General features: G+C 54.9%; 16 protein-coding genes. 10 read left to right on the top strand and 6 right to left on the bottom strand.

Annotated features, from left to right (window positions below):
* Nucleotides 1-122: 122 nt before the first annotated feature.
* Both JSS95_01115 and JSS95_01110 read right to left on the bottom strand, forming a co-directional pair.
* Entirely contained in the window at nt 123-905 is a 783-nt protein-coding gene (locus JSS95_01115; protein MBS1798403.1) for an SDR family oxidoreductase, read from the bottom strand.
* Between the two features lie 54 nt (nt 906-959).
* Entirely contained in the window at nt 960-1,901 is a 942-nt protein-coding gene (locus JSS95_01110) for an aldo/keto reductase (GenBank protein MBS1798402.1), read from the bottom strand.
* A gap of 108 nt (nt 1,902-2,009) precedes the next feature.
* Between JSS95_01110 and JSS95_01105 the strand changes: the two genes are divergently transcribed.
* On the top strand, nt 2,010-3,101 hold the full coding sequence (locus JSS95_01105; GenBank protein ID MBS1798401.1) for a Gfo/Idh/MocA family oxidoreductase: 1,092 nt from the start codon (nt 2,010-2,012) through the stop codon (nt 3,099-3,101).
* An 85-nt stretch (nt 3,102-3,186) separates the two neighbouring features.
* Here JSS95_01105 and JSS95_01100 read toward each other — a convergent pair whose 3' ends face one another.
* Entirely contained in the window at nt 3,187-4,029 is an 843-nt protein-coding gene (locus JSS95_01100) for a hypothetical protein (GenBank protein ID MBS1798400.1), read from the bottom strand.
* 331 nt (nt 4,030-4,360) lie between these two features.
* Here JSS95_01100 and JSS95_01095 point away from each other — a divergent pair, with 331 nt between their 5' ends.
* Nucleotides 4,361-5,350 (top strand): aldo/keto reductase, encoded by a 990-nt coding sequence (locus JSS95_01095; protein MBS1798399.1) that lies wholly within the window; start codon nt 4,361-4,363, stop codon nt 5,348-5,350.
* 1,050 nt (nt 5,351-6,400) lie between these two features.
* On the opposite strand, the gene JSS95_01090 is transcribed toward JSS95_01095, so the two are convergent.
* Nucleotides 6,401-7,138, bottom strand: a complete 738-nt coding sequence (locus JSS95_01090) for a FadR family transcriptional regulator (protein ID MBS1798398.1) — start codon at nt 7,136-7,138, stop codon at nt 6,401-6,403.
* Nucleotides 7,139-7,293: 155 nt separating this feature from the next.
* Here JSS95_01090 and JSS95_01085 point away from each other — a divergent pair, with 155 nt between their 5' ends.
* The 5 genes from JSS95_01085 (at nt 7,294) to JSS95_01065 (ending at nt 15,472) form a co-directional block, all read left to right on the top strand.
* Nucleotides 7,294-8,202: an NAD(P)-dependent oxidoreductase gene (locus JSS95_01085; protein MBS1798397.1), complete on the top strand. Its 909-nt coding sequence runs from the start codon at nt 7,294-7,296 to the stop codon at nt 8,200-8,202.
* Between the two features lie 197 nt (nt 8,203-8,399).
* Complete coding sequence (locus tag JSS95_01080; protein MBS1798396.1) at nt 8,400-11,564, top strand: TonB-dependent receptor; 3,165 nt, start codon at nt 8,400-8,402, stop codon at nt 11,562-11,564.
* Between the two features lie 31 nt (nt 11,565-11,595).
* Nucleotides 11,596-13,788, top strand: coding sequence for a beta-galactosidase trimerization domain-containing protein (locus tag JSS95_01075; protein ID MBS1798395.1), 2,193 nt, complete (start codon nt 11,596-11,598; stop codon nt 13,786-13,788).
* 33 nt (nt 13,789-13,821) lie between these two features.
* Entirely contained in the window at nt 13,822-14,025 is a 204-nt protein-coding gene (locus JSS95_01070) for a DUF3311 domain-containing protein (GenBank protein ID MBS1798394.1), read from the top strand.
* Nucleotides 14,026-14,029: 4 nt separating this feature from the next.
* Nucleotides 14,030-15,472 carry a sodium:solute symporter family protein gene (locus tag JSS95_01065; protein ID MBS1798393.1) on the top strand — a complete coding sequence of 481 codons (1,443 nt, stop codon included), beginning with the start codon at nt 14,030-14,032 and terminating at the stop codon, nt 15,470-15,472.
* 214 nt (nt 15,473-15,686) lie between these two features.
* Here the strand turns inward: JSS95_01065 and JSS95_01060 are convergent, their stop codons facing one another.
* The gene (locus JSS95_01060) at nt 15,687-18,428 is read right to left on the bottom strand and encodes a TonB-dependent receptor (GenBank protein ID MBS1798392.1); all 2,742 of its coding nucleotides are present in this window, start codon (nt 18,426-18,428) and stop codon (nt 15,687-15,689) included.
* A 156-nt stretch (nt 18,429-18,584) separates the two neighbouring features.
* Nucleotides 18,585-20,672, bottom strand: coding sequence for a DUF4965 domain-containing protein (locus JSS95_01055; GenBank protein ID MBS1798391.1), 2,088 nt, complete (start codon nt 20,670-20,672; stop codon nt 18,585-18,587).
* A gap of 98 nt (nt 20,673-20,770) precedes the next feature.
* Between JSS95_01055 and aceB the strand changes: the two genes are divergently transcribed.
* Genes aceB through JSS95_01040 form a run of 3 tightly spaced genes read left to right on the top strand, consistent with a single transcriptional unit; the run spans nt 20,771 to nt 25,128 of the window.
* Nucleotides 20,771-22,420, top strand: a complete 1,650-nt coding sequence (aceB, locus tag JSS95_01050; GenBank protein MBS1798390.1) for a malate synthase A — start codon at nt 20,771-20,773, stop codon at nt 22,418-22,420.
* Between the two features lie 24 nt (nt 22,421-22,444).
* Nucleotides 22,445-23,908 (top strand): FAD-binding protein, encoded by a 1,464-nt coding sequence (locus tag JSS95_01045; protein MBS1798389.1) that lies wholly within the window; start codon nt 22,445-22,447, stop codon nt 23,906-23,908.
* Nucleotides 23,908-25,128, top strand: a complete 1,221-nt coding sequence (locus JSS95_01040; GenBank protein ID MBS1798388.1) for an FAD-binding oxidoreductase — start codon at nt 23,908-23,910, stop codon at nt 25,126-25,128. The genes JSS95_01045 and JSS95_01040 overlap by 1 nt, the downstream gene beginning before the upstream one ends.
* Nucleotides 25,129-25,134 lie beyond the last annotated feature (6 nt).

The following is a 25,134-nucleotide window of genomic DNA, read 5'->3' as shown; positions in this document are numbered from 1 at the left end:
TCTGTTTATATGACTTTAAAACTGTCGACAGTTTAACTGTACACATCGACTATTGTCGAGAACGATCTTCGCGAATAGATGAAGAAGCATAGGATGATGCTTCACAACAAAACGCACAACTACTAGATGATTGTCCAGCCGCCATCTACCATCAGGTTCGCTCCTAGCACGTACTCAGAAGCATCAGAGGCGAGAAAGACAACTGCACCCTTGACGTCTTCGTTGTTGAGCATTCTCCCGATTGGCACCCGCTTCGAATAAGCCTGAACAAATCTTTCCGGCTGATTATCGAAAAATCCACCAGGAGAGATACAGTTAGCGCGAATGCCACGCCTTCCGTAGGTAGTTGCCAGGTACCGGGTGAAATTGATCATGCCTGCTTTGATGAAGTCATAGTGCGGCGGATGAAGCATGTCCGTTCCCTCATATAAAGAGGGGTCGCTCGCAACCACGCCGTAAATGCTGGCGATATTGATGATTGAGCCTTTGCCTTGCGCCAGCATGGGCTGCAAGAAGGTCTTGCATAGTGCGAACAGCCCCACCATGTCGCCCTCGGCGCTATACATCCACTCCTTCGGAGTCTGTGTCTCCAGATCTCCTCCGACACGCGCCAATGCATTGTTTACCAGGATGTCCAGGCGACCAAACTTCTCGATCACATAGGCTCTCAGCTTCTCAATAGACTCTGAATTCGTTATATCGACTGAGGTTCCGTGCGCGTCATATCCTCTCTTGCGCATCTGCTCGGCAAAAGCCAAATTATGCTCTTCTGAGCGGGAAGCGGTAATCAGCGTTGCACCTGCTTCTGCCAGCGCCTCCGAGATACTCTTGCCGAACAAGGGGCCGGCGCCTGCGGTTACCAGTGCAACTTTTCCAGAGAGAGAGAAGCGGTCCAACACGCCCATAAAGCATCCTTTTCAAACCGCGCAGTTAATAATTCTTGTAATGCGTGACCAACTCTAAATAAGTCCCTGCCAGGTTCCTGGAGTGACTAACGTATGGTCTTCTATCTGAAGACCGCTTAACCGCGCAATGCAATCTGCAGAAAGCTGTCCTTTCTCCGCGTCAGCCACGTTCACCTCCAGTTCTTTAATCGACCGAACGCCAATCACAACAGTCGAAACTGCATCGTAAGAGAGGCAAAAACGGAGAGCGAGTTCAGATAAGGTCTGCACTTCATCGACACATTGTTGTGCCGCAGCAGTGGCCACTTGCTTAACTGGAAGCAATGCCTCTGGCACGGTTGACAGATTTCCGGTCAACACCCCGCGCAAGAAAGCCGATCGCGCCATAATCCCCACGCCCTGTGCCTGTGCCTGTGGAAACACACGCGGTATCATCAACCGGTCCAATATATTGAAAGGCACCATCATCGCTCGGTACTGAGACAGCTTCAAAGCTGCTAGAGGCGCATCTTCACCTACACAACTTGTGCCGAGGAAACGGACCTTGCCTTTTTTCTGGGTGCCCACAAGAGCGCTGAGAACTGCGCCATTCGCCAGAATCTCTGGGGTTGCATTATGAATCTGCACCAGATCGAGAGTTTCCACACGTAATGCGCGCAGGCTCATTTCGATGGATGATTCAATCGACTGTACCAGGACCTCCTCGTCACACAGTTTGTCAGGATCGATGACCACTTTGCTCGCGATCACAACCCTATCCCGCATCCCCTTCAGCGCAACACCTAGAACTTCTTCGGCTTCGCCGTACGTACGCGCCGTATCGATGAAGTTGATCCCAAGGTCGAGCGTACGGTGAATAATCCGAATAGCATCCTGCATATCTGGCTTTGTGTAATCAGGGGATCCTCGGAAACCATAATCCATACCTAATGCCACAGTCCCCAGGGCAAGGCGTGAGACTTTCAACCCGGTATTGCCAAGCAAGGAATATTGCATCGATCCTCGGTTCCTCCGTTCCCGACAGGCTGAAAGCCACTCCATGGAACACAGATGCGCAAATAAATTTCTGTCGACAGTATACCAATTCTAAATACAATCGCAAAGATGTATCCGGGCACAATTATCGAAATTTCCCAGCAGTGGAAGGACAAAGATATGGCTAAGATACGGTTTGGCATTCTGGGGTGTGGCTACATTGGTCGAACACATGCCGAGGCAATTGCTCACCTCGACAGCGCGGAACTTGTAGCGGTGTGGGGCGGTACGCGAGCTCCATTGCTCGCCAAACAGTTTGGAGTCGCGTGCGAAGCGGCAGCGGAAGATCTCATTCGCCGTCCGGATGTGGATGCGGTGATTGTCTCCACTCCCCATCATTTGCACGCCGGCGAGGCCCTGATCGCTATCGAACAAGGTAAGCATGTTCTGGTGGAAAAACCGATCACGACTTCCGTTGAAGACGCCGATCGACTCATCGAAGCGGCCGACCGCATGGGTGTTGTGCTATCCGTGGTTCATCAACAGCGCTTCCGAAACAATAACAAGTGCGCTCGCGAATTGATTCAATCCGGGGCGATTGGGCGCGTCCTGACTGTGAACGTATCGCTGCCCTTCTATCTAGGCAGTCTTCAGCAAGGTGGCTTTGGAGGATCCTGGGCGTGGTGGGCAAACTCGGAAAGTATCGGCCATGTCATCAATAGCGCCCCGCATGCGATTGATCTTATGCGTTGGATACTTTGCGCAAATGTTGTCACCGTATCTGCGTTCTGTCGTACCTTTCTACCTGGTCGATCGGTGGAGGATACGACTTTCGCTCTCCTTGAATTCTCGAATGGTACCCTGATGTCGCTATTCTCGAGCAATGCTCTTCCTGCTCCAGAATTCTCTGATGACAACTTCCGATTCCGCATCATAGGAACCAAGGGCCTCATCGACCTTGATCCTTATGGAGAACTCAAAATCGAGGACGAAGACGGCTGGCGGCTGGTCGCGACTCAGTCGCATGTCGGTCACAAAGATACAGACACCGCATTTGCGCCTGCCCGCATGCAGGCCTACTGGGACCAGATTCAATCATTCCTTGATGCCATTGACGGGAAGCCTCTCACTGGCGCATCCGGCATCGATGGCCGTGCAGAGATCGCGACCTGTCTTGCCATGCTCACTTCCTCACGGGAACGGCGATGGGTTGATCTGTAATGGAAGCCAGGAAGCCGGCACTGGCCATGTAACAGGTAGGCATAGACGTGCCTCAGTAAATAATTGGGAATTACAGCCGCAGACCTCAGTCAGCCCCAGAAAGGGTTCCAGACCAAGTATTTTTGCCTCTGATGTGAACGCCCACTTCCCCACCCGTGATATACCACCTGCTGCCCACGCGCACAAATGGCGCAGCGGCTACTGCTTCAGGAACAGTTCCTATCTGGGCGATGGAACCATTCCGGATTCTCAGGACGTCTGTCCGAAAGTTGTCTGTGTAACCACCGAAGATATAAATGTCATCACCTACGGTGGAAACACCCATTGCACGCCTGCCTTCCGGAAGATCGCCTTCATGTTTCCACGCCTTCGTGGCAAGATCAAGCGACCAGATATCGGACAAGTTCGTCGGCGCCCCTGCCTTACCGGCAAGGCCACCGATAAGTACGATCTTGTTCTGAACAAAAGCAGCGCCAAAGTTCACACGCGGGCTGCAAGGACAATCCGGCAGGCGGGTCCATCCACCCGAAGAATGCGCAGGATCAATTGTCCAGACCTCACGAGAGGCAGATGCAAAATTATCCTGAGCCTGAAGCCCACCCACAACATAGATGCGCTTCCCATCTGTCAATGCAGATGCATAAATCCGGGGCTCCGGCAGTCTCAGGTCAAGACGGACCTTCCATGAACTTCCATTAAAAGAATACGCATCCTGTAGAAGATGAGGTCCATCGCTGCCACCGAAGACAATCATGTGACCGCCAACCGTCACATATGCGGGATCGTTCACAGCGACCGGCAAGGATGGAAGCTCCTTCCATTCATTGGTCGCGGTGTCGAAGGCGTCAACCCGCGCAGTCCTCTGTTTCGTATCGCCGTCCCAGGAACTGCCGCCGGCAAAGATGATCTTTGAAGACAGCACACCCACTGCGTAGCCCGATCTTGGGTGTGGCATGGGTGCACACGGTGTCCACAAAATCCCTGCAAGCGGAGCCATCAATATCCCCATTAATATTATGTATGTCATAGCATTTACTTCCTGGTTCCCCGATAGGCAGGCAACAAGATAGACTCATATAGTATTCTGTCGACAGATATAAAGAAAGAAAAATCTTCCAGACCATGAAACACCTCTAAATCAACTGCTCCTTTTACCTCTCTCGCGCTATCGACTCTGTCGATAGTCGTACGTTTCGTACTTTGACCGCAGGCACACACTCACAGGAACCGCATAAGAGATGTATGCGTGGAGGGCCAGGATGAAATCACCACTGCAAACGACATTAACCAGAACAAGTGGCATTGCTATTCCCAGAATTGGCTTGGGCTGCGCCACGTTCGGACGGGAAGTGGATGAAGCTCAGTCCTTCATGTTGCTGGATTATGCCTTTGAGCGAGGTATCACACTCCTGGATACCGCAGAGGCTTATGGAGGCGGGCAAGCCAGGCAATATCGTCAGCAATACTTGGGGATAGATGATGTACGCGAGGTCACCGGCGAATTGCACTCGTCCGAAAAAATTATCGGCCGCTGGCTCACATCGAGAAAGCTGCGCAAAGAGGTTGTGATTCAGACGAAAGTGACCTCATGCTCTACCCCGCTCCATGTATCCGAAGCGCTGGACCGAAGTCTTGAACGACTTCAGACCGATTATGTCGATATCTATCTGCTTCACAAGTACGACCCTGAAACACCGCCCGCAGTATCTGTGTCTGCTATGGATATGGTCGTGCAAGCGCAGAAGGCGCGGACCGTCGGCTGCAGCAATATCACTGCGGATCAGCTGCGTCATTGCATCGAGCATGCTCGCAAAAATGACCTGGCCCAATTTGAAGTAGTCCAGCCCGTCTATAACTTGGCGCGCAGAGAGATTGAGCTAGATCTGATACCGCTCTGCCAACAGGAACACATGGCGATCACATCATACAGCCCACTCGGAGCAGGATTTCTCGCCGGCAAATATCAGGCAGGTACTCCATTTCCTAAAGGTTCGCGTTTTGATGTGATCCCCGCTCATGGCGACGAGTATTTCAGTCCGAAGAACTTCAAGCTTGTAGATGCACTACGAATACTCTCCGAACGTTCAGGGATATCCATGACGCGCCTTGCAATGAGCTGGGTGTTTTCTAACAGGGCGATTCAATGTGTACTGATTGGCGCCAGAACTACTGCTCATATTGACAATGCCATCCAGTCCTTAGAAAGTCTGCCGGACTTGTTGCTTGATGAGATGAATGGATGGAGCTAACTGACTAGGCAACTCAGTGCATAGAGGAAAATCATAAAATTACCGCATGATAATAATGCGTACACTGATCCCGTGAACTTTCGGTGCCCGACTTCGTTACTAGATTGACAGTGCCGCCTCCCGATTGTCCAAACCCCCTCAAATAACCCTTACCGCATTAAAGCGGGACTAAAATCTTGCTCCGCATCTTCTCGTCCGTACTACGGATCAAGATGATCACGAGCAGTAAGAAGACAACCATCTGGCCAGAGCTCACCAAAACATCATCAACTTCATTCGTGCAACGAGGAAGAAATGGCTGAGCTCTACACGAAACGCGTTCTACTCCCACTTCCCGCCAAATCCGCCCTTTGACCTCGTCCAGCTCATGACATTTGGGAATTCAAATGTTTTGCCTGCCTTGAGCGCACATTGGCGATCTGGGAAGCCCTGAAGGAAATGGGAGGCGACATTCGAAGCGCCTTCTATGGTTTTCGGCACCGGCCTTAAAGTGCCGTTAGCATCGATCTAGTGTTGTGGCAACATAGGAACGCGTATAAGCGAGGACGGCCTTGCATACGCGGAGAAATCGGTCGAGTTGATAGGTTGGGAACAATACGGGAACCTGGTGAGGAAATCATCCCAAATGTCAGCAAACCAAGCGATTGCGAAGCTCCTGATAAGCTTCGACCCTAATGCTGAAGAGGCTGACTCTATGTCGTAAACCTCTCATTAAGAGGCTTATTTATAGCGCCTTGGCATGGTGTGGTGAGGAACGGGCAGCGTGCCCAGGCAACTGCCGCTGTGCAGAGATGACCCAAAATCTCCACCAGTTCATTCCACCACGACACCACGCTGCATTCCTTCTGTGCTCCGACGTTTGCAGCCACAACAACGATCTCGGGTGGTCTTCACCGCTGTCGACCCTGCCATGAGCCAGCCTGTCGGTCGGCGTACTCCTCCAGAAATAAGTTCCATCATCGACAGTGCGGATATCACCCAAGCCAGCTACGCCACGGCTTGCTGGAACCAATTTCAGAGCCTTTCTCACGGACTTTCATCGAAAGTCGATCACTCGGATATTGAGCTCCGATAACGCCGTACAGCTGCTTTCAGATGGATATCCATCGCTTCATGTGCCTTTTCCGGGCGACGCGCAACGATCGCAGCAATGAGATTGCGATGTTCTTTTACAGAAAGGGGGATGGCATTCTGTGTCTGCAGAACCGTTGCCACACCACGCTCGAGCTGCCCCCGAATCAGAGTAATCAGATCGAGAAGAAGTTTATTCTTCGAGCTTCTCGCCAGTGCAAGATGAAGCTCCAGATCTAAAGCAGCGAAGCGTTTGGGATCGCTGACAACATTCTCCATCTTCGCGATCAGATCTTCCAGGGCTTTAAGATCAGCCTCATCTGCATTGGTTGCTGCTGCCTCTGAACTGATGCCTTCCAGGGCAATACGCACCTGCATCAGGTCTTCGATCTTATGTTGCTGCGTGCTCATCCGCCATTGCAGCACCGTCTCCAGAAACTTGTTTCCATCCATGGCGACCGAGGTGCCATCTCCCACACGGGCTGTGAGTATGCCCATGATGGAAAGGCAACGCAATGCCTCCCGTAACGACGAGCGTCCGGCGCCAAAGCGCAGACAGAGGTCTCTCTCTGACGGCAGGCGCTGCCCCGCCTTCAGCTCGCCGCTCGAGATCAGAGCGATGAGTTGCTGAACAATGTTGTCGCTAATCGAGCTCTTGTGAATGGGCTTGAGTTTTATCTGGCTTGTCTTCTTAAGAGACATCTGTGTACGTTCCATCTTTTTCAAGGTACATGAGTCGTTTAGCAAAGCAAGATTAAAATCACTTGACATTGGTCTGACAATATGACAACTTTCTAATACTTTCACGAGAGAGGATCAGCTCGTTTTCCGTCGCGAAAGCACCATATCTTGTGCCAGAGGGTTCTGCCTCCATGAATATCGGTTTTCTAGGTCTGGGAATTATGGGAGCTCCGATGACCCTGCGGCTCATTCAGGCAGGTCATCACCTGACGGTGTGGTCGCATAACTGCGAGAAGGCTGCACGCTTTGCGAAAGCGAACGCTTGCGAGCTGGCGGACACGCCAGCAGAAGTCGCCCGGAACAGCGACGTCATCTTCCTCTGCGTGGGCGACACAAAGATGTCACGCGAGGTCATTCTTGGCGCAAGCGGCCTCATCAGGACCGCTCGGCCTGGCTCACTCATCGTCGATTGCAGCACAATCTCTCCGATGGTAAGCAAAAAGATCGCCGTGGAGCTTGGCAGCAAGCAGATTCGCTTTCTCGATGCGCCGTGTACAGGCTCGAAGGCCGGTGCGGAGACAGGAACATTGTCGTTTATGGTCGGCGGTGACAAGACCGTCTTCGAAGAGGCGCGCCCCCTGCTTGAAGCAATGGCGCAGCGGCTGTATTACTGCGGAGAGCATGGAAAAGGTCTGCACGCCAAAGTGACGCAGAACCTGATCCTTGGAAATATCATTCAGGCCTTCAATGAAGGTCTTGTTCTCAGCACAAAGGGTGGAGTGGCTCCGGAGGTGATGATCGACATCATCAACAACACCGGAGCGCGGTCAGGCTATGTGGCCGCAAAAGCGGAAGCCGTACTTCGCGGAGAGTTTTCACCGACCTTCTCGGTGCGGTGGCTGGAAAAGGACCTTGCACTAGCGATCGCCGTGGGGGCCGAGCTAACGATACCTCTTCCAGTCACCGCCTCTTCACAGCAACAGCTTCGTTCGGCCATTGCAATGGGATATGGCGACGAAGATATCAGCGGCTCCATTCGTGCGCTGGAGGATGTCGCATTCTGCAAAGTTCGGCACGCTGAGTCAAGAAGCCAGGTTTAGCTGTTTCGAAAGATGCATCGTCCTCGCAAGTATCGAGCTTGAAGGTTCAATGCTCGGGGGCGTGAAGTTGGACTGTCATTAATCGTACGGAGGGCACATATATGTTCCGGACTCTCTCTCGCTTGGCCTTTGTTGCGTTTTTTCTCTTTGGTCTTCTATCAACTCACCAGCTTCATGCTCAGAGCACGACAGCCTCTATGCTGGGTGTCGTGCATGATTCCACCGGAGCTGTTATACCCGGCGCAGAGGTGACAGTTACCAATACTGGCACGTCCTTCACACGCACGATGTCCACCGACAATGAGGGAGGTTATCTGTTCACGAACCTCCCCATCGGAGCCTACGAGCTTAAGGTAACGATGAACGGCTTTAAGACATTTGCGCAGACAGGCATTACGCTTGTGGTTAACCAGAATGCACGTGTCGACGTTGCGCTTTCACTAGGCACCGCGTCACAGACAGTGCAGGTCAATGCGCAGGTCAACACCGTCGATACGCACTCTGCCGTCATGGGCGAGTTGGTTGATCGCGAACGCATCCAGGAGTTGCCCCTCAACGGACGCAACGCGATGCAGCTCGCTGCAGTAGTGCCGGGCGTGACCAATATTCTTGCTGCGCCAACGGTACAGACGCAGAGCCGCAGCGGCCCCAGCATTACCGTAGCCGGAGGCCGCGATACGCAAAATGAGTTTCGTTTCGATGGGGCCTCGTGGAAGAACATTACACAGAATACGGCCCTCAATCTTCCCAATCCTGATGCGCTCCAGGAGTTTCAGATCCTGACCTCCAGCCCCAGCGCCGAGTATGGGCGCAACTCAGGCGGAATATTTATTGCCGTGACACGCGCCGGGACCAATAAGTTTCATGGTTCCGCCTATGACTACCTGCGCAACACCGCGTTGAATGCGCGAAACTACTTTACACGCCCGCCCAACCGGAAGCCGACCCTGATTCAGAACCAGTTTGGTGGCACCCTCGGTGGACCCGTCCTACGCGATAAGCTCTTCGGCTTCTTCTCCTATCAGGGAACTCGCATTCACCAGACACAGATTCTTGCACCGTCGTTTATTCCCACGCAGGCACAACGCAATGGAACGTTCACCGATGCGTCGGGCAATCCTCTCATCATGCGCGATCCTATTCACAACAGCGTCTATGTCGGTCAGATTCCAACCTCGGACTTCGACCCCACCGCCGTCCGCATCCTGAATCAGTTTGTTGCTTCCTCTCCCACAGGCTCCAATGTCTCCATTCAGGTCCCGAACCCGTCAGTGGATGATCAGTACGTCGGACGCGGCGACTACAACATGACCCAGAAGGACTCTCTCTATGTCCGTTACTTCCGTGATAAGGGGACACTGACAAATCAGGCTGGAACCTTCGCTCCCTACGCAACCAGCAATACCTCACTCAGCTTGCAAAGTTGGGTTCTGGGAGCAACACATGCCTTTTCTTCTTCTCTGCTGAACGAGCTTCGCCTCTCCGTAGCTAGAATCGATTCCAACGTAACCCAGAAGGACAACCGGCAGCTCTCCGATTTCGGTGCGAACTTCCCCGGAGTCATTACACCGCAGCTGCCAAATATCAATATCAGCGGTTTTGTTAATCTCAATGTAACCGACCTGTTCAACGAGCATGACAATATCTACCAGCTCGGCGATACGTTCCGCTGGACGCACGGCAAGCACTCCATCAGCGTTGGCGGTGAGATTGAGCGGCTCGAGCTTTACAACTTTGGCTCATCAGGTAACAACGGAACATTTACTTTCAACGGAACCAGGACTGCTGGAACCGTTCCGAATCCGTCGAACCCAGGCTCGACGATTACAGTAACTGGCAACGCATTCGCCGATTTCCTCATCGGCCGCCCTGCAACCCTGCTGCAGGCCAGCCCATACCATCGCAACGCGAAGACGTGGGATGGCTACGCATTTGTACAGGACGACTATCGTCTTACCGACCAGGTCACCCTCAACCTCGGCCTGCGCTACTCCATCTTCCAGCCTTTTGGCATCACAGGAAATCGTACGAATACATTTCGCGCCGGACAGCAATCGACTGCCGTTCCTTCAGCCCCGCTCGGCATGGTATTTCCTGGGGACAAAGGTATTCAGAATGGCCTAGTGGCGACTGACTACACCAACATAGCCCCTCGTATCGGCGTTGCATACGATCCGTTCGGTAACGGACGCATGAGCATACGCGCCGCTTACGGTCTGTTCTTTGAAGATCTGCGCTCCGACATCTTCACCTATGCGGCCGTCAATCAGCCCTTCGTGATCTCGAACACGCTCAACGTGCCTTCCAGCCTGACAGATCCATACCGTGGCACGGTTAATCCCTTTCCCTACACCTATAACCCTGCAAGTCCGCGCTTCACCTTCCCCATGAGCCTCTTCACTGTTCTTGCTCCGACGCTGAATGCGCCTTATGTGCATAACATTAGCGCCTCCATTCAGCAGGAGATCTTTGGCGGAATGCAGTTCAACATCGGTTATGTGGGCAAATTGGAACACGGACTTGTGCGTATGACCCAGGCAAACCCCGCCGTCTACGGACCCGGTGCAACCTTGGCAAATACTGATGCGCGACGCCCGCTGCTCCAGGGAACCTACGCAAGTGTTCGTCTGATCTGCATGTGCTCGCCGGCAACATATCACTCCATGCAGACATCGCTCTCGAAGAACTACTCCAACGGGCTCACCTTCAAGCTGGCCTATACCTGGGGAAAACTGTTGGATCAATACTCTGCGACAAATCTCGGACAGTTCCCGCAGAATCCTGCCAACCCTGCCGCCGACCGTGCGCGCTCTGACTTCGATCGCCGTAGCGTCTTCTCCGGCTCCATCGTCTACCAGATTCCGTTCTACAAGAACTCCAATCCTGTCCTTCGCCAGGTCTTTTCCAACTGGTCCGTCGACAGCCTCATTCAGATGTCAAGCGGCCTGCCCTTCAACGTAGTCACTGGACGCGACGCATCCCTAACGGGCGTTGGCTACGATCGTCCGAACGTAATCGGCATTCCATATAGATCCAGCTACAACGGCCAGCCAGACAGGCTTGCGCAGTTCTTCAATAAGAACGCCTATGCCGCAAACAATCCAGGACAATACGGCAACTCCGGACGTAACTCGCTCAGCGGACCTGGCCTGCAGAACGTGAACCTCTCCTTGGTAAGAAGCTTCCCTATCGGAGAAAGATATGGAAAGGTTCAATTCCGCTCGGAGTTCTTCAATGCGCTGAACCATGCTAACTTCGGTCAGCCCGACAGCAACTTCAATAACTTCTCCACAAGCTTCGCCTCCATTCGCTCGGCAAGCGATCCTCGTATCATGCAATTTGCTCTGCGCTACCAGTTCTAACAACAACTGCCTTTATATGGAGAAAGATCAAATGATGACTCGTAGGGATTTTCTGCAGACTTCGGCCGCGATGACCGCCTTTGCGATGACCTCGCCGGGCGGTGCGGCTCCCCTCTCTCCCATAGGTGCCGAGTGGTTTGATCGCCCTATGCGCTGGGCGCAGCTTAACCTGAGCGAAGACGACGTCGCCAAAATGGACCGTGCCTACTGGCTCGATTTCTTCCGCAGAATTCATGCCGATGCTCTATGCCTTTCCGCCGGCGGTGTTGTGGCGTTCTATCCCACAAAGATCAAGTATCAGCACCGCAGCAAGTGGCTCGAAGGACACGAGGATTTCTGGTCGGTGATGCTCGATGGCTGTCGTAAGCAGAACATGGTCGTCCTTGCGCGAACCGATCCTCATGCAACTTATGATGACGTCGCAGAGGCTCATCCCGACTGGATATCCGTTGGACCCGATGGAAAGAAGCGGCCTCATCCGGACTATCCCGGCATGTGGCTCACCTGCACTCTCGGACCATACAATCTCGACTTCATGACGGAGGTCACACAAGAGATCGTCGAGATGTATGACGTGGACGGCATCTTCGCCAACCGCTGGACCGGCAACGGCATGTGCTACTGCGAGCACTGCCGTCAGGATTTCCGCGCCGCCTACAACCAGGACTTCCCGCTCGATCGCAATCCGCGCAACCCGGTGTATCGCAACTATCTGAAGTGGGAGCAGGCGCGCCGCTTCGAGATATGGGCGAAGTGGGATGGCGTCATTCGTAAAGTTCGACCGAATGCCCGTTACATCGCAAACTCCGGTGGAGGAGCGACAAGCGGCCTGAACATGAAGAAGGTCGGCGAGCTTGCGCCTACACTTTTTGCTGATCGACAGTGCCGCGAGCGCATTATGGTGCCTTGGGCAAACGGAAAGAACGGCAAAGAATATCGCTCCACCCTGGGCAACAAGGCCATCGGTGGCATCTTCAACGTCGGTATCGTCTCCCCTTATCGGTGGCTCAACTCAACCAAGAGCCCTGCCGAGACACGCCTCTGGGTGCAGGACGGTATGGCCAATGGTCTGCGTCCGTGGTTCAACATGGTCTCCGGTCAGCTGCACGACAAACGCGGCCAGCAGGTCATTGAAGATCTCTACGTTTGGCACTACAAGAATGAGAAATACTTCCGCAACACCGCTCCAATAGCCAGAATCGGCATCGTCTACTCGCAGCAGACCGCAGAGTTCTACGCAGGAGCCGCGGATGTACATCGGCTCGTCGAAGATCCCCAGCTGGGCTTCTATCAGGCCCTTATTGAGGCTAGAATTCCATTCGAGCTGGTGCACGAGCTCAATCTGGATGCTGCCAACCTGAGCCGCTTCAAGACCCTTATTCTGCCTAACATCGCCGCGCTCTCCGATCAGCAGTGCCAACAACTGCGCAACTACGTGCAGAAAGGAGGCAGCCTGGTCGCAACGTACGAAACTTCGCTATACGACGAGCAAGGCAATCTCAGGCAGGACTTCGCTTTGGCCGATCTCTTCGGAGCGTCATTTGTCAACCGCACAAACGGTAAGACCGCCCTGCAAAACACCTATCTCTATCCCGAAAAATCCAGTCCCCTTTATGGATCGATGCTTAAAGGCCTTGAGGATGCCGATACAATCATCGGCGGAACATGGCAGCTCACCGTAAAGTCGCATGACGGAGCAGGTAAACAGCCTCTCCTGCGTATTCCCGCAGTAGCAAATCTTCCAATGGAAAAGACCTTCTGGACCCTCGACAAAACCGACGCTCCAGAAGTCTTCATGAACCAGGTGGGCGCTGGAAGAGTCGTCTATTTCCCGTGGGATATTGATCGCGTGTACTGGGAGGTGATGGCCTACGACCATGCGCTTCTCCTGCTCAACGCAATCAACTGGGCTAACAACGAGCCTCATCCTTTACGAGTACAGGGCCAGGGAATGTTCGATGCAACGGCATGGCTGCAGAAGGATTCCATGACCGTGCATCTGGTAAACCTTACAAATCCAATGGCCATGCGCCCACAGATGCACGAGTTGATCGCTTCGCCTCCGCAGGATGTGGAGGTGGAGATTCCAAAGGGCAAGCGCGTTACAAAGGTTCAAGCATTGATGAAGACAGGTGCAGTACAACATATTGTCAATGGAAGCACGCTGAAATTCCGGGTTCCGTCTGTCCTGGACTATGAGGTCATCGCCATTGACCTTGTCTAATATCACCTTCGTACGCTATGCAAGCCCATCGATATGCAGAAGCCATCTTTAAAAGCTGTAGGACTCGGCCTGATTCCCTTCATCGGCATGTGCTTCACCGTGCCCTTGTGGGATCGGATAACCCCGATGATCTTCGGGTTACCCTTCAACCTCTTCTGGCTCATTGCCTGGATTGCTATCAGCAGTCTGTGTATTGCCCTGGCCAATTCAATCGAAGAAAAACGCGATCGAGATTAACGATATGACTCAAACCGTCGTAGCCATGAGCGTCATCTTCTTTATTGTCTTCGCAGGTACGCTTGTGGGGCTTCGAGCAGGTGTCGGCCAGACAAAGAGCCTGGAAGAATGGTCCGTTGCAGGCCGCAGCCTGGGATTCGTCTTCGTATGGCTTCTCATGGCCGGCGAGCTTTACACCACCTTTGCCTTCCTGGGAGCAAGTGGCTGGGCTTATTCGCGCGGTGGTCCGGCGCTCTACATCATGGCCTACATCACCCTTGGCTACGTGATATCGTTCTTCACTCTGCCATATATATGGCACCTGGGACGTAAACATGGCCTGCAGACACAGTCGGATTTTTTTGAAAGGAGATATAACAGTAAGGCGCTATCGATCTTCACCTCTCTTACCGGCGTCCTGTTCATCATTCCCTATCTCCAAATTCAGCTGGTCGGCCTCGGTATCATCGTGCAGGTATGCAGCTTCGATCAGATCCCTCGGAATCTCGCCATTCTGATCGCCGTCATAATTGTGGCTTGCTTCGTCTTTCTAGGAGGGATGCGTGCAGTTGCGTGGGTTTCCGTCGTCAAAGACTTCCTGATGATCGTTGCTGCACTGGCCATCGGAATCTACATCCCTTATCACTTCTTTGGCGGAGTAACTCCCCTGTTTCATCAGCTCGCCACCACGCATCCCACGCACCTGACCATGCCTGGCGCAACAAAGGTTATGGGCCATTCGTGGTTCATCTCCACAGTTCTGCTCAGTGCATGTGGCTTCTATATGTGGCCGCACACTTTTGGTTCAGCATTTACAGCCAAAAGCAACGAGACACTGCGCCGCAATGCGATTATCACGCCTCTTTACACGGTAAGCCTGGTTTTCATCTTCATCGCAGGGTTCTCCGCGGTTCTGCTGATTCCGAATCTCACAAACCCCGATATGTCGTTGCTGGTGCTTGCCCGCAGAACCTTCCCTGCCTGGTTTCTCGGGGTGATCGGAGGAGCAGGTGCTCTGACGGCCATGGTCCCGGCAGCTATCATCATTCTGACTTCATCGACCCTCTTTGCGAAGAATGTCTACCGCCCTCTCTTCTCGCCTCAGATGAACGAACAGAGCGTTGCGCGACTCGCGAAGCTAATGGTGCTGATCCTTGCCTCCGTCAGCTTTTATCTCGCGCTGCATAATTCAACGACTTTAGTCGCGCTCCTGCTGTTGGGATACGCTGGCGTTTCGCAGTTCTTTCCCGCTGTCATCTTCGGGTTGTTCTGGTCTCGCGTAACGACTGTCGGCGTTGCCAGTGGACTCATCATTGGCCTCATCTCGGTCTCGACATTCATGCTCTCACATCACGATCCCTTCTACGGAATCAACGCCGGGTTCCTCTCGCTGCTCCTGAATGCGTTCTTTACCTGGCTGATAAGCCTGCTCACGCCACCGCAGACGAATCCGCTGCCCTTGGCTTAAACCTCATAGACGACAGCAGAAGATGAGGACACAGACAAGCCCTGCATACGATGGCATTTCATTTATCCAGTATCGCCCCCCTGCGCATCTCGCCACTTTCATCCCCAAGGTGTCGGTAATTGAGCAGCCGTCCAATGAATTCTTCCAGTCCAGGCCTTCTTCGGTATACAGGACATGTATTGAGTTATGCGCGGCAGCGTGCGCCCCTCATCCCTTATTTCTTCCCGAACGTTACCCTTAATCCTCCAAATACGGTGATTGGCGCTCCTGGAGCGAGGAATGTTGTGTTGCGCACAGGATAGGCCGTGTCTCCGCCGAAACTGATGGAGCCGAACGGTCGCGCAGTGAAGTTACCGTTACTGTCATACGGGGTGGAAGCCAATTGCCCAGCCGTGTAGTAGTGGCGATTGAGAAGATTATTGATCTGGGCGAACAGCTCATAGTGCGCTCCAAACTTGTATCGCGACCCCAGGTTGAAGACACCATAACCGGGGCTCTGACCGCTGCCAAGGTAGTACACACCATCCGGATGATGCCGGTTGTTTTCGTTGCCGCGCACATACGAGGAGCCAATCAGATTGAAGTCGGCGTTGATCGACAACCTTCGCCATGGGTTGTAGTCCGCATAGATCTTCATCATGTGTTGCGGCACCTGCGGGAGCCGGTTTCCCGGATTAATGGTGATCTCCCCACCATCCGTGACTCCCTTGCCGCCACTAAGTGCATTGCTATTGCTGCTATTGCTCCCACCACTGATCGTCTGGCTGCTTTGATACGTCGCGCTGAGGAACGTGTACTCGATGCCTGCGTCTGCGCTTTTGAACTGTCTACTGAGTGCGGCTTCCATCCCCTGCCTGCGTGTTTTTCCGAAGTTAGTGAAGTACCCATACCCGGTCTGTTCCGATGCGATAAACAGCAGGTCGTCGTAGTTATTCGCGTGGAAGTATCCCGCGCTCCAACGAAGATGATCGTTCGGGTTGCTTCGTACTCCCATCTCATACGTGCGGCTCACGACCTGCTTCAACGGAGGATCGCTGACCAGTGCGTTGGGCAGGCTGCACGGAAAGTCCGGATCGGCGCACCCAAGTTCTGTCGATGTGGGGGCGCGACTGCCTTCGCCATAGTTGAAGTAAGCCTGAATCCGGCTCGACGCTTTATAGACGACACCCGCCAAAGGGTTGAAGCGTTGAAAAACATTCACCGCCGTAAGCGAGCCGCGATAAGGAACCGGTGGCAGACGATCAACATTGTTGATACTGGTATGGTTGTACCGCCCTGAAGCAGTCACCGCCCATTTGCCCGCGGTGAATGTATCGGTCAGAAAAAAGCTGGGGGTGTTCGACGAGCCATGGAGATTGACACGATTGTCCTGCGGTATGTCATCTATTTGCGTTGAGCCATCAAGGAATGTCGGAATTCGGGTAATCGTCAGGCCATCCGTATTGAGGTAGCCATACTGTGCACTCTGCATAAAGGTGAGCGTTCCACGGTCCCATCCCGCTCCAACCGCAAGTTGATTGCGAGCCGTACGCCAGGAGAGAACGCCTGAAAGACCATAGGCGTGCTGCTTGTTCACTGTGTCGGTAGCAACGCCTGTGCACTTCTCTCCAGGCTCGTCCTTCTCCAGCCCCTGTGCTATGCAGCGAAGATATGGAAAGGGCGTGTTGGCCGGAGTAATGCTTGGCGGGAACGGGATTCCGCCAGCCGTCAACACCTGCTTGTCGGCGTTACTCAATGTGTAGAGCGACTGATCGAATGAGTTGTCATTGATATCGCCATTCGTTGTATTAGTTCGCGTGTATCGGACATATGCATTGCCGTTGAATGTGAGGCTGCTCGTTATAGCGTGCGTAACGTTTAGCGTGAGAAACGGCGAGTGCTGCCAGGTAGTATCCGGAACACTGTAAACGCTGTTGTAGCCGTGATTGAGGCCAGCCGTGCGATTGATCGCACGGAAGTCCTGCGTGCCGTTACCTGTCAGGTGGTCGATGACATATCCGCCTGACAGCGAAAGAACCGTCGAGCCATGGTTGTACCCTAGTTTGGCGAAGGACTGCCGCACATCGGACGGCGACTGCATACGCCATCCGTCCTCATGAAAGAGAGTGCCCGCAGCAAACCAGTTGAGACCGGCGCGATTGCTGCCGCCGTATTCAGCCTCCATTGCGCGGCGGCCAAAGCTGCCGCCATAGCCGCTGATCGAAAAGCCTGAATTGGATACGCCGTTCTTCGTCTGAACCGCAATAGCGCCACCAAGAGTATTCAGACCATAGATCGGGTTCGAGCCGGGTATCAGCTCCGTCGTGCTGATAGCTACCTTGGGAATGAGGTCCCACGCAACGACGTCCCCAAACGGCTGGTTCTGACGAACGCCATCGAGGTAAACAGAGAGTCCCGCAGGCGATCCCACGAGCGGCGAAGCCGTATACCCGCGGTAATTTAAATCAGGCTGAAAGGGATTGTTCTGGCTCTCGTTGACATAAACGCCATTGAGCCGCCGCTTCATGACATCGGTCAGGTCAATCGCATTGGCGTTCTCGAGCGCCTGTGAAGTCAGCGTCTGAACCGGCAATGGAACATCCGACAGCGGCACGTCCAGTCTGCTGATGGGAGTCGTAGCGATGACACTGATCGTCGTGGAAGGGCCGCCGACAAGAAGAATGACATTGCGAGTCACAGGAGCTCCCGATCGTAGCCGGATATCGATCGTTTGAGCCGTGAAGCCAGGCCGGTCGAGCGTCAACTGATAGTGGCCAAGAGCAATATCCGATAAAAGCAACAAACCGTCCGGCGCGCTTTCCACCTCCCGGAGGCTACCTGGAGCAGGCCCGGCCAGCGTACCGCGCGCCTGCAATGGATGCCCATCGACGTCCTTGACCAGCACGCGGGCTTCGCCTGTGTTTGCAGATCCGTTAGACGCTTGCGCAAAAATCCTAATAGCGCCAGAAAGAACGATGCAGAGAACAACAAGAAGACGGCTTCGGAAAATGGCCACATATCCTCTTCGTCGAAGTGGAACCCAGCTACGGCTACCACCTATGACGGAAATTTGGAGTCTGCTCGTATATTCCGAACAGACCCGATTTGTTCACATCTCTTCCGAATTCTTTGCTTACTTCCCTGAGGCAGCACGTCCTGTTGCGATCTGCTTGTCTGCGAGCGCCTTAATAAACACGCCTCCAACAACCGAACGCGCCTGGAATCCCATCTGCTTTCCACTGACCGTGTCATAGTAATCGGTCACCGGAACACGAGATGGCGTCTCATCGGCCCAGACGACGAGACGATGAATCAGGTTCTGAAACTGCTCGGGCTTCGGCGCAAGGGTCGCTGTCCACACCTCCCAGTCGAGCTTGGTGATCGTCTTTCGATTGTCGAGGGGAAGGCCGTAACGCTGCATCTGCTTGCTGTAAAAACTCCACTCCGTCTGCATGACTTTTTTAGAGAAAAGATGAAGATCGAGGAGATCGTCCCAGACCAGGTTGTACTTCTGACTCCATGTTCCGGGCTGATCGAAGGCCAGCCTGTAGTGATCGCCGTCGAACGCCATCTTCTCCCATTGCGCCGGCAGCTTGCGCACGATCCCCTCGTACCGATCGGCGAGTTTTGTGTCTCCAACTCCGCGCGAAATCTGCACAAACGCTCCCAGGGCTTCAATCGCCTTGATGGAAAGATTGGTATTGTGCGCAAGGTGACCGGCGAAGTCGTCGGTGCTCAGTTGGTTCTCGGGATCCATGCCCTTCTTTTCGAGGTACTCGGCCCACTGCGTAAGCTGCGGCATGAACCGCCGCGCGAAATCCCAGTTGCCCTCGCTGCGACCGAGCGCGGCAATCATGATGATGAGATTGCCGCTCTCCTCCACCGGCATCTGGTCTGCCTCGTTCTCTTCGCCGCCTCCATAGACCTGACCGTTCGCCAACGGGTACGTCCCGAGATCGTGAGGCGCGAACGGAAAGCGCCAACGCGGAAGTGCCGCATAGCGCATCAACGGCTCAAGCTGCGCTTCAAGCAGTTTGGGATTGAAGAGCAGAAAGAACGGCGACGAGGGATAGGTGACATCTACGGTATCAATACAGCCATTGCTGTCATTCTCCTTGGAGAAGAACATCGGCGTACCGTCAATGTCGGCCACCAGCTTGTGTGCTGCAATGGTCTGGCGGAAGAGAAGAGAGGTGAGGTACTTGTAATCGGCGCCTCCCGCCTTCTCCATTTGCGCCATGGTCTCTTCATCGAAACGCACGCCGCGCTGTTCAAGCTGAGAATAGTCCTTCTCCGCAATGGAGAGCAGCTCGCCTTCCGTCATACCATTCCGCTGCCAGTAGGCATGAAGTTTTCGTCCGAGATACTCAATGGAGTAACCATCCGTGTAAGCCAGTTCGACGTGACGCTCCACAGGCACAGAGCCGACAGCCCCGAGAGACAGCTTTGCTGCCAGGTGCGCGGCATGTCCGCGTCGTGCAGCCGGACGCGGCATCGTGAGATCATCGGCATCGGGTAGGTTGCCATTGCCAGCGAACGCCGGAATCGCCATGAATGACAGGGCTGTAGCCGGAGCTGCGGAATCGGGAATGGCTAGGTGGAAGTAACCCCAGTCAATACGCACGCGATCGCCCGACTGATGCAGCGTGGGCTGATCTCGATTGCCGACGCTTAGCACCGTAAGGCCGGAGGCACGAGTGCGTGACCATGTGACCTGTTGACCAGGTTGATCGACGGCAATCAACGGGTCGACATCCACCATCAGGTCTGTGTTATGCGGTCTGCTGTCCGTGGATCGCGCGCTCCAGCTCAAATAGGTCACCGGACGGGACATCACATCGAGGTCCTTGGGGAAGAGCGGAGAAAAGAACGTAACCTTTAGCTCGATTCCAGCAGCGTTGAAGGTGTATCGAGTGTGCAGCGGCGTAATCTCCACAGCGCTCTGTTCCATGGCATCGATGGCAGCCATGCCGTAATATCCGCGCGGCGTCGTCCCCATCCAGCGATAGGTCTTTCCATCGATACGAACCAGGCCGGTAATTGGTTGAGCAACCTCCGTCCAGTGCTTCACTGGAGTGTCCGTCAGCTTGTCGGACATCGACCAGAGGCTGAAGAAGGGATCGTTGGTGACAAGCGGAACCGCAGGCGCGCGGTGCTGTTGTCCGGCAGCGGGGAGACACATTGCAACCAATGCGGCTACAGCCGCTACTTCCATTCGCATCGTCGTCTGTCCTTATATATTTTCCGCCCATCATAACAACTGATCCGCGATTAGACATTGCGATTTGCGCTTCCGTATAGTTGCTTCCATAAAAGACCCTGCTATGCAGGGCCGCAACAGTCTTCTCGATCAGGAGATCTACGGTGTCGAATCTTCCCGCTGGCGTTGAAATTAACGCTCCAATCACCACCGCGTACGTCGCCATTCTTTCACCTGAAGCAATTGCTTTTCTAGTCGATCTGCAACGCAGCTTCAACGCGCGTCGCAAGGAGTTGCTCGTAGCACGCGCGGCGCGGCAGATCCGCCTGGATGCCGGCGAGCGGCCAGACTTTCTTCCCGCGACGAAGCACGTTCGTGAAGGCACATGGCGCTGCGCACCGATCCCAGCCGATCTTCAGGACCGCCGCGTGGAGATTACCGGCCCCGTCGATCGCAAGATGATCATCAACGCTCTCAACTCGGGAGCGCGTGTGTTTATGGCGGATTTCGAGGACTCCTCCACGCCTCTATGGCACAACCTTCTCGACGGGCAGATCAATCTGCGCGATGCGATCCGCCGCACCATCTCCTTCGATGACGCAAAGACTGGGAAGGCATACACGTTGAATGAAATGATCGCCGTGCTCTTCGTGCGCGCGCGAGGCTGGCACATGGTCGAACAGCATATGCTGGTCGATGGCGAGCCCATGTCCGCCTCCATCTTTGACTTCGGCCTCTACTTCTTTCACAACGCCAAAGAACTTCTCGCTCGCGGCAGCGGACCTTACTTCTATCTCCCCAAGATGGAGTCGCACCTTGAAGCCCGCCTGTGGAACGAGATCTTCGTCCGCGCTCAGGACAAGCTCGGCATCCCACAGGGCAGTATTCGTGCCACCTGCCTGATCGAGACCATCCTCGCGACCTTCGAGATGGACGAGTTCCTCTACGAGTTGCGCGACCACTCCGCCGGACTCAACTGCGGACGATGGGACTACATCTTTTCGTTCATCAAGAAGCTAGCGGCCGACCGCTCGGTCATCCTGCCCGATCGTTCGCAGGTCACGATGACCACGCACTTCATGCGCAGCTACTCGAAGCTCTGCATCAAGACCTGCCATAACCGAGAGATCCACGCCATGGGCGGCATGTCGGCGTTTATTCCGATCAAATCCGATCCAGTGGCCAACGAGAAGGCCCTGACCCAGGTGCGTGCCGACAAGGAGCGCGAGGCCACGGACGGGCACGACGGCACCTGGGTCGCACATCCGGGCCTCGTTCCAGTCGCCCTCGAAGTCTTCGATCGCGTGATGCCGCAGCCCAACCAGATCGACAGGAAGCTCGCAGATTTCACCACCACAGCCGCAGACCTTCTCCAGGTTCCTTCAGGAGAGATCACGGAGGCTGGCCTGCGGCAGAACGTTGCCGTTGGATTGGGCTACGTCGAAGCATGGCTGCGCGGCATCGGCTGCGTCCCTCTCTTCAATCTCATGGAAGATGCTGCAACGGCGGAGATCAGCCGCGCGCAGCTCTGGCAATGGGTACATCACGACGCAACCTTGGGCGATGGCCGCAGAATCACCGCTGATCTCTGCGACAAGTTCATCGACGATGAACTCGCCAGAGTCAAGCCCGCAGCAGATACTGAACGCTACACCGCCTACGAGAAAGCCGCAAACCTGATGCGCGACCTTATCCGAAGCGAAAAGTTTACCGACTTTCTTACTCTGCCTGCTTACGAACAAGTCCTCAGGGAGGAAGTCTTCGCTTAGCCGCGATCTTTACTGACAAAACATATGCCCTTGTCACTCACTCCAGGAGTTCTGTCAGAGCTGCGACGCATCGTAGAAGACCGCGGCCTGATTACAGCACCGAACCAGTTGCAGACTTATGAGTGCGACGGGCTGACCGCGTTCCGCGTTCCGCCTGCGGCCGTGCTGCTTCCCGAATCAACCGAGCAGGTGCAAAGCATCCTTCGTCTCTGTCATCGCGAGCGCATTCCGTTCGTCGCACGCGGAGCGGGCACTGGCCTGTCGGGCGGAGCGCTTCCCGCTGACGGCTCTATCGTCATCGCCCTCTCGAGGATGAATCGCATCCTGAACATCGACATCCCTAACCAGCAAGTGACGGTGCAGCCAGGCGTCATCAATGCGAACGTGACTGCAGCGGTTGCTCCGCAGGAGTACTTCTACGCGCCCGATCCCAGCTCTCAGACCGTCTGCTCGATTGGTGGAAACATCGCGGAGAATGCGGGCGGCGCGCATTGCCTGAAGTACGGGTTCACGGTCACACATGTTCTGGAGATGACCGTCGTTCTTCCCGACGGCGAAGTTGTCACTCTCGGCAGCAAGGTTCCCGACGCGCCTGGCTATGATCTCGCCGGTGTCTTTATCGGCAGCGAAGGCACGCTGGGCGTGGCCACCGAAATGACGCTTCGCATCATGCGCAAGCCAGAGACAGTGCAGGTGATTCTCGCCGCATTCGACAGCATCACCGCCGCGGCACAGTCCGTCTCCGACGTCATCGCAAACGGCCAGCTCCCTGCTGCGATGGAGATCATGGACAGGCTCTCGATCGAGGCCGCCGAGATCTCCGTCCATCCAAACTATCCGCTATGCGAGGCGCTCCTGTTGATCGAGCTCGATGGACCGCAGGCTGAGGTCGATCTTCAGATGGCGACCGTCATCGACATCTGCAAGAAAAACGGGGCCTGGGAGACGCGCCTCGCTGTCGATGAGAACGCACGCTTTCTCGTGTGGAAGGGACGCAAGGCAGCCTTCGCTGCGGCTGGACGGCTGTCGCCAAACTACATCGTTCAGGACGGAGTGATTCCGAGAACCTCGCTTCCTGCTGTACTTGAGAAGCTGAACGCCATGGCCGCAGCGGAAAATCTTCGCGTCACAAATGTATTTCACGCCGGAGACGGCAACCTTCATCCGATCGTCCTCTACAACCGCGACAACCCCGGCGAGGAGGAGCGCGCCATCGATCTCTCGCTGCGCATTCTTGACGTCTGCGTTGAGGCGGGCGGTTCCATCACCGGCGAGCACGGCGTAGGGCGTGAGAAGCAGTGCAGCATGAGTTACATGTACTCCGACCCCGACCTTGAGACGATGCAGCGCGTGCGTCGCGCCTTCGATCCCCTGAACCTCTCCAATCCAGAAAAGCTCTTCCCTACCCCTCGCATCTGCGGTGAGCGTTCGCGCGGAGCCTACGCCCCGCACCCAATCGAAGCAAGCGGCATCGCGGAGGTCTTCTAATGAACTCCTCTTCGCTCACGCAGTCGCAGCAAGCCCTGGAACAACTCGCAGCCATCGCAGGCGCCGGGTTCGTTCGCACAAGCGATACCGGCACGATCGCGGTTTCACCGGCGAACACACAACAGGTCTCCGCAATTCTCGCATTTGCTTCGAAGCACCGGCTTACTGTCACTCCGCAAGGCGGCGGCACCAAACAGCTTTGGGGGCAGGGCGCCACGCCGCACATCTATCTCTCGCTCACACGCCTCAACAAAGTCATCGAGCATCCCTGGCAGGACCTCACCTGCACCGTGCAGGCAGGATGCACCTGGTCTTCGCTGCAACAGACACTAGCGCAACACGGGCAGTTCGTCGCTCTCGACCCTCTCTTCAGCGATCGCGCTACCGTGGGAGGGATCCTCGCTACGAACGACTCCGGCGCGCTGCGTCAGAGATATGGCAGCCTGCGCGACCTCGTGATCGGCATGACTCTCGTCCTTCCTGACGGAACGATCGCTCGAACCGGAGGCAAGGTCGTCAAGAATGTTGCAGGCTACGATCTCTCGAAGCTGCTCACCGGCAGCCTGGGTACACTGGCGGTCATTACGGAAGCGAACTTCCGCCTCCACCCGTTGCCGCAATACGAGCGCAGCTTCACCATCGCAGCAGCACTGGCATCGCACCTTGCCCCACTGCTTGCCGACCTCCGCGCCAGTCATTTACTCACGCAGTCACTGCAATTGCGTCGCAGCGTCGCAGAAGCGCGCCTTGATATCTGTCTCAACGCTCACCCTGAAGCACATCAACATGCCATCCTTGAGCAGATGGCCAAACAGCAGGGCTTCACCCTCGAAGAATCCCCGGCCGCCATCTGGCGCGAGCGTGAGATGATCTTCGCCACCGGCGCCACTGTGCTGCGCATCTCCACACTGCCGACCCATGCGTGCTCGCTTGTAGACCAGCTGCAGACCTTGCAGCCCAGCATAGAAGCTGTCTCCGTTTCACAAGCAATCGGACTCCACAACGTCGCTCTTCGCGGCTCGCCAGAGGCTGTCGCTTCAACCATCACTCAACTCCGCACGGATGCGCAAAACACTGTCACCGTCTTGCAGGCTGCCCCCGGAGTAGAAGCGCAGCCATTCGTCATCAATCCCTCAGTCCAGTCGCTGATGCAGTCCGTCAAGCGCAACTTCGACCCGGACGGCGTTCTCAACCCTGGCAAGTTCTTCGCTGGAGCATAACCACGA

This window comes from Acidobacteriota bacterium, from assembly GCA_018268895.1.
In the GTDB taxonomy this organism is placed as follows: domain Bacteria; phylum Acidobacteriota; class Terriglobia; order Terriglobales; family Acidobacteriaceae; genus Edaphobacter.
This window is presented reverse-complemented; position numbering and strand designations above follow the sequence as displayed.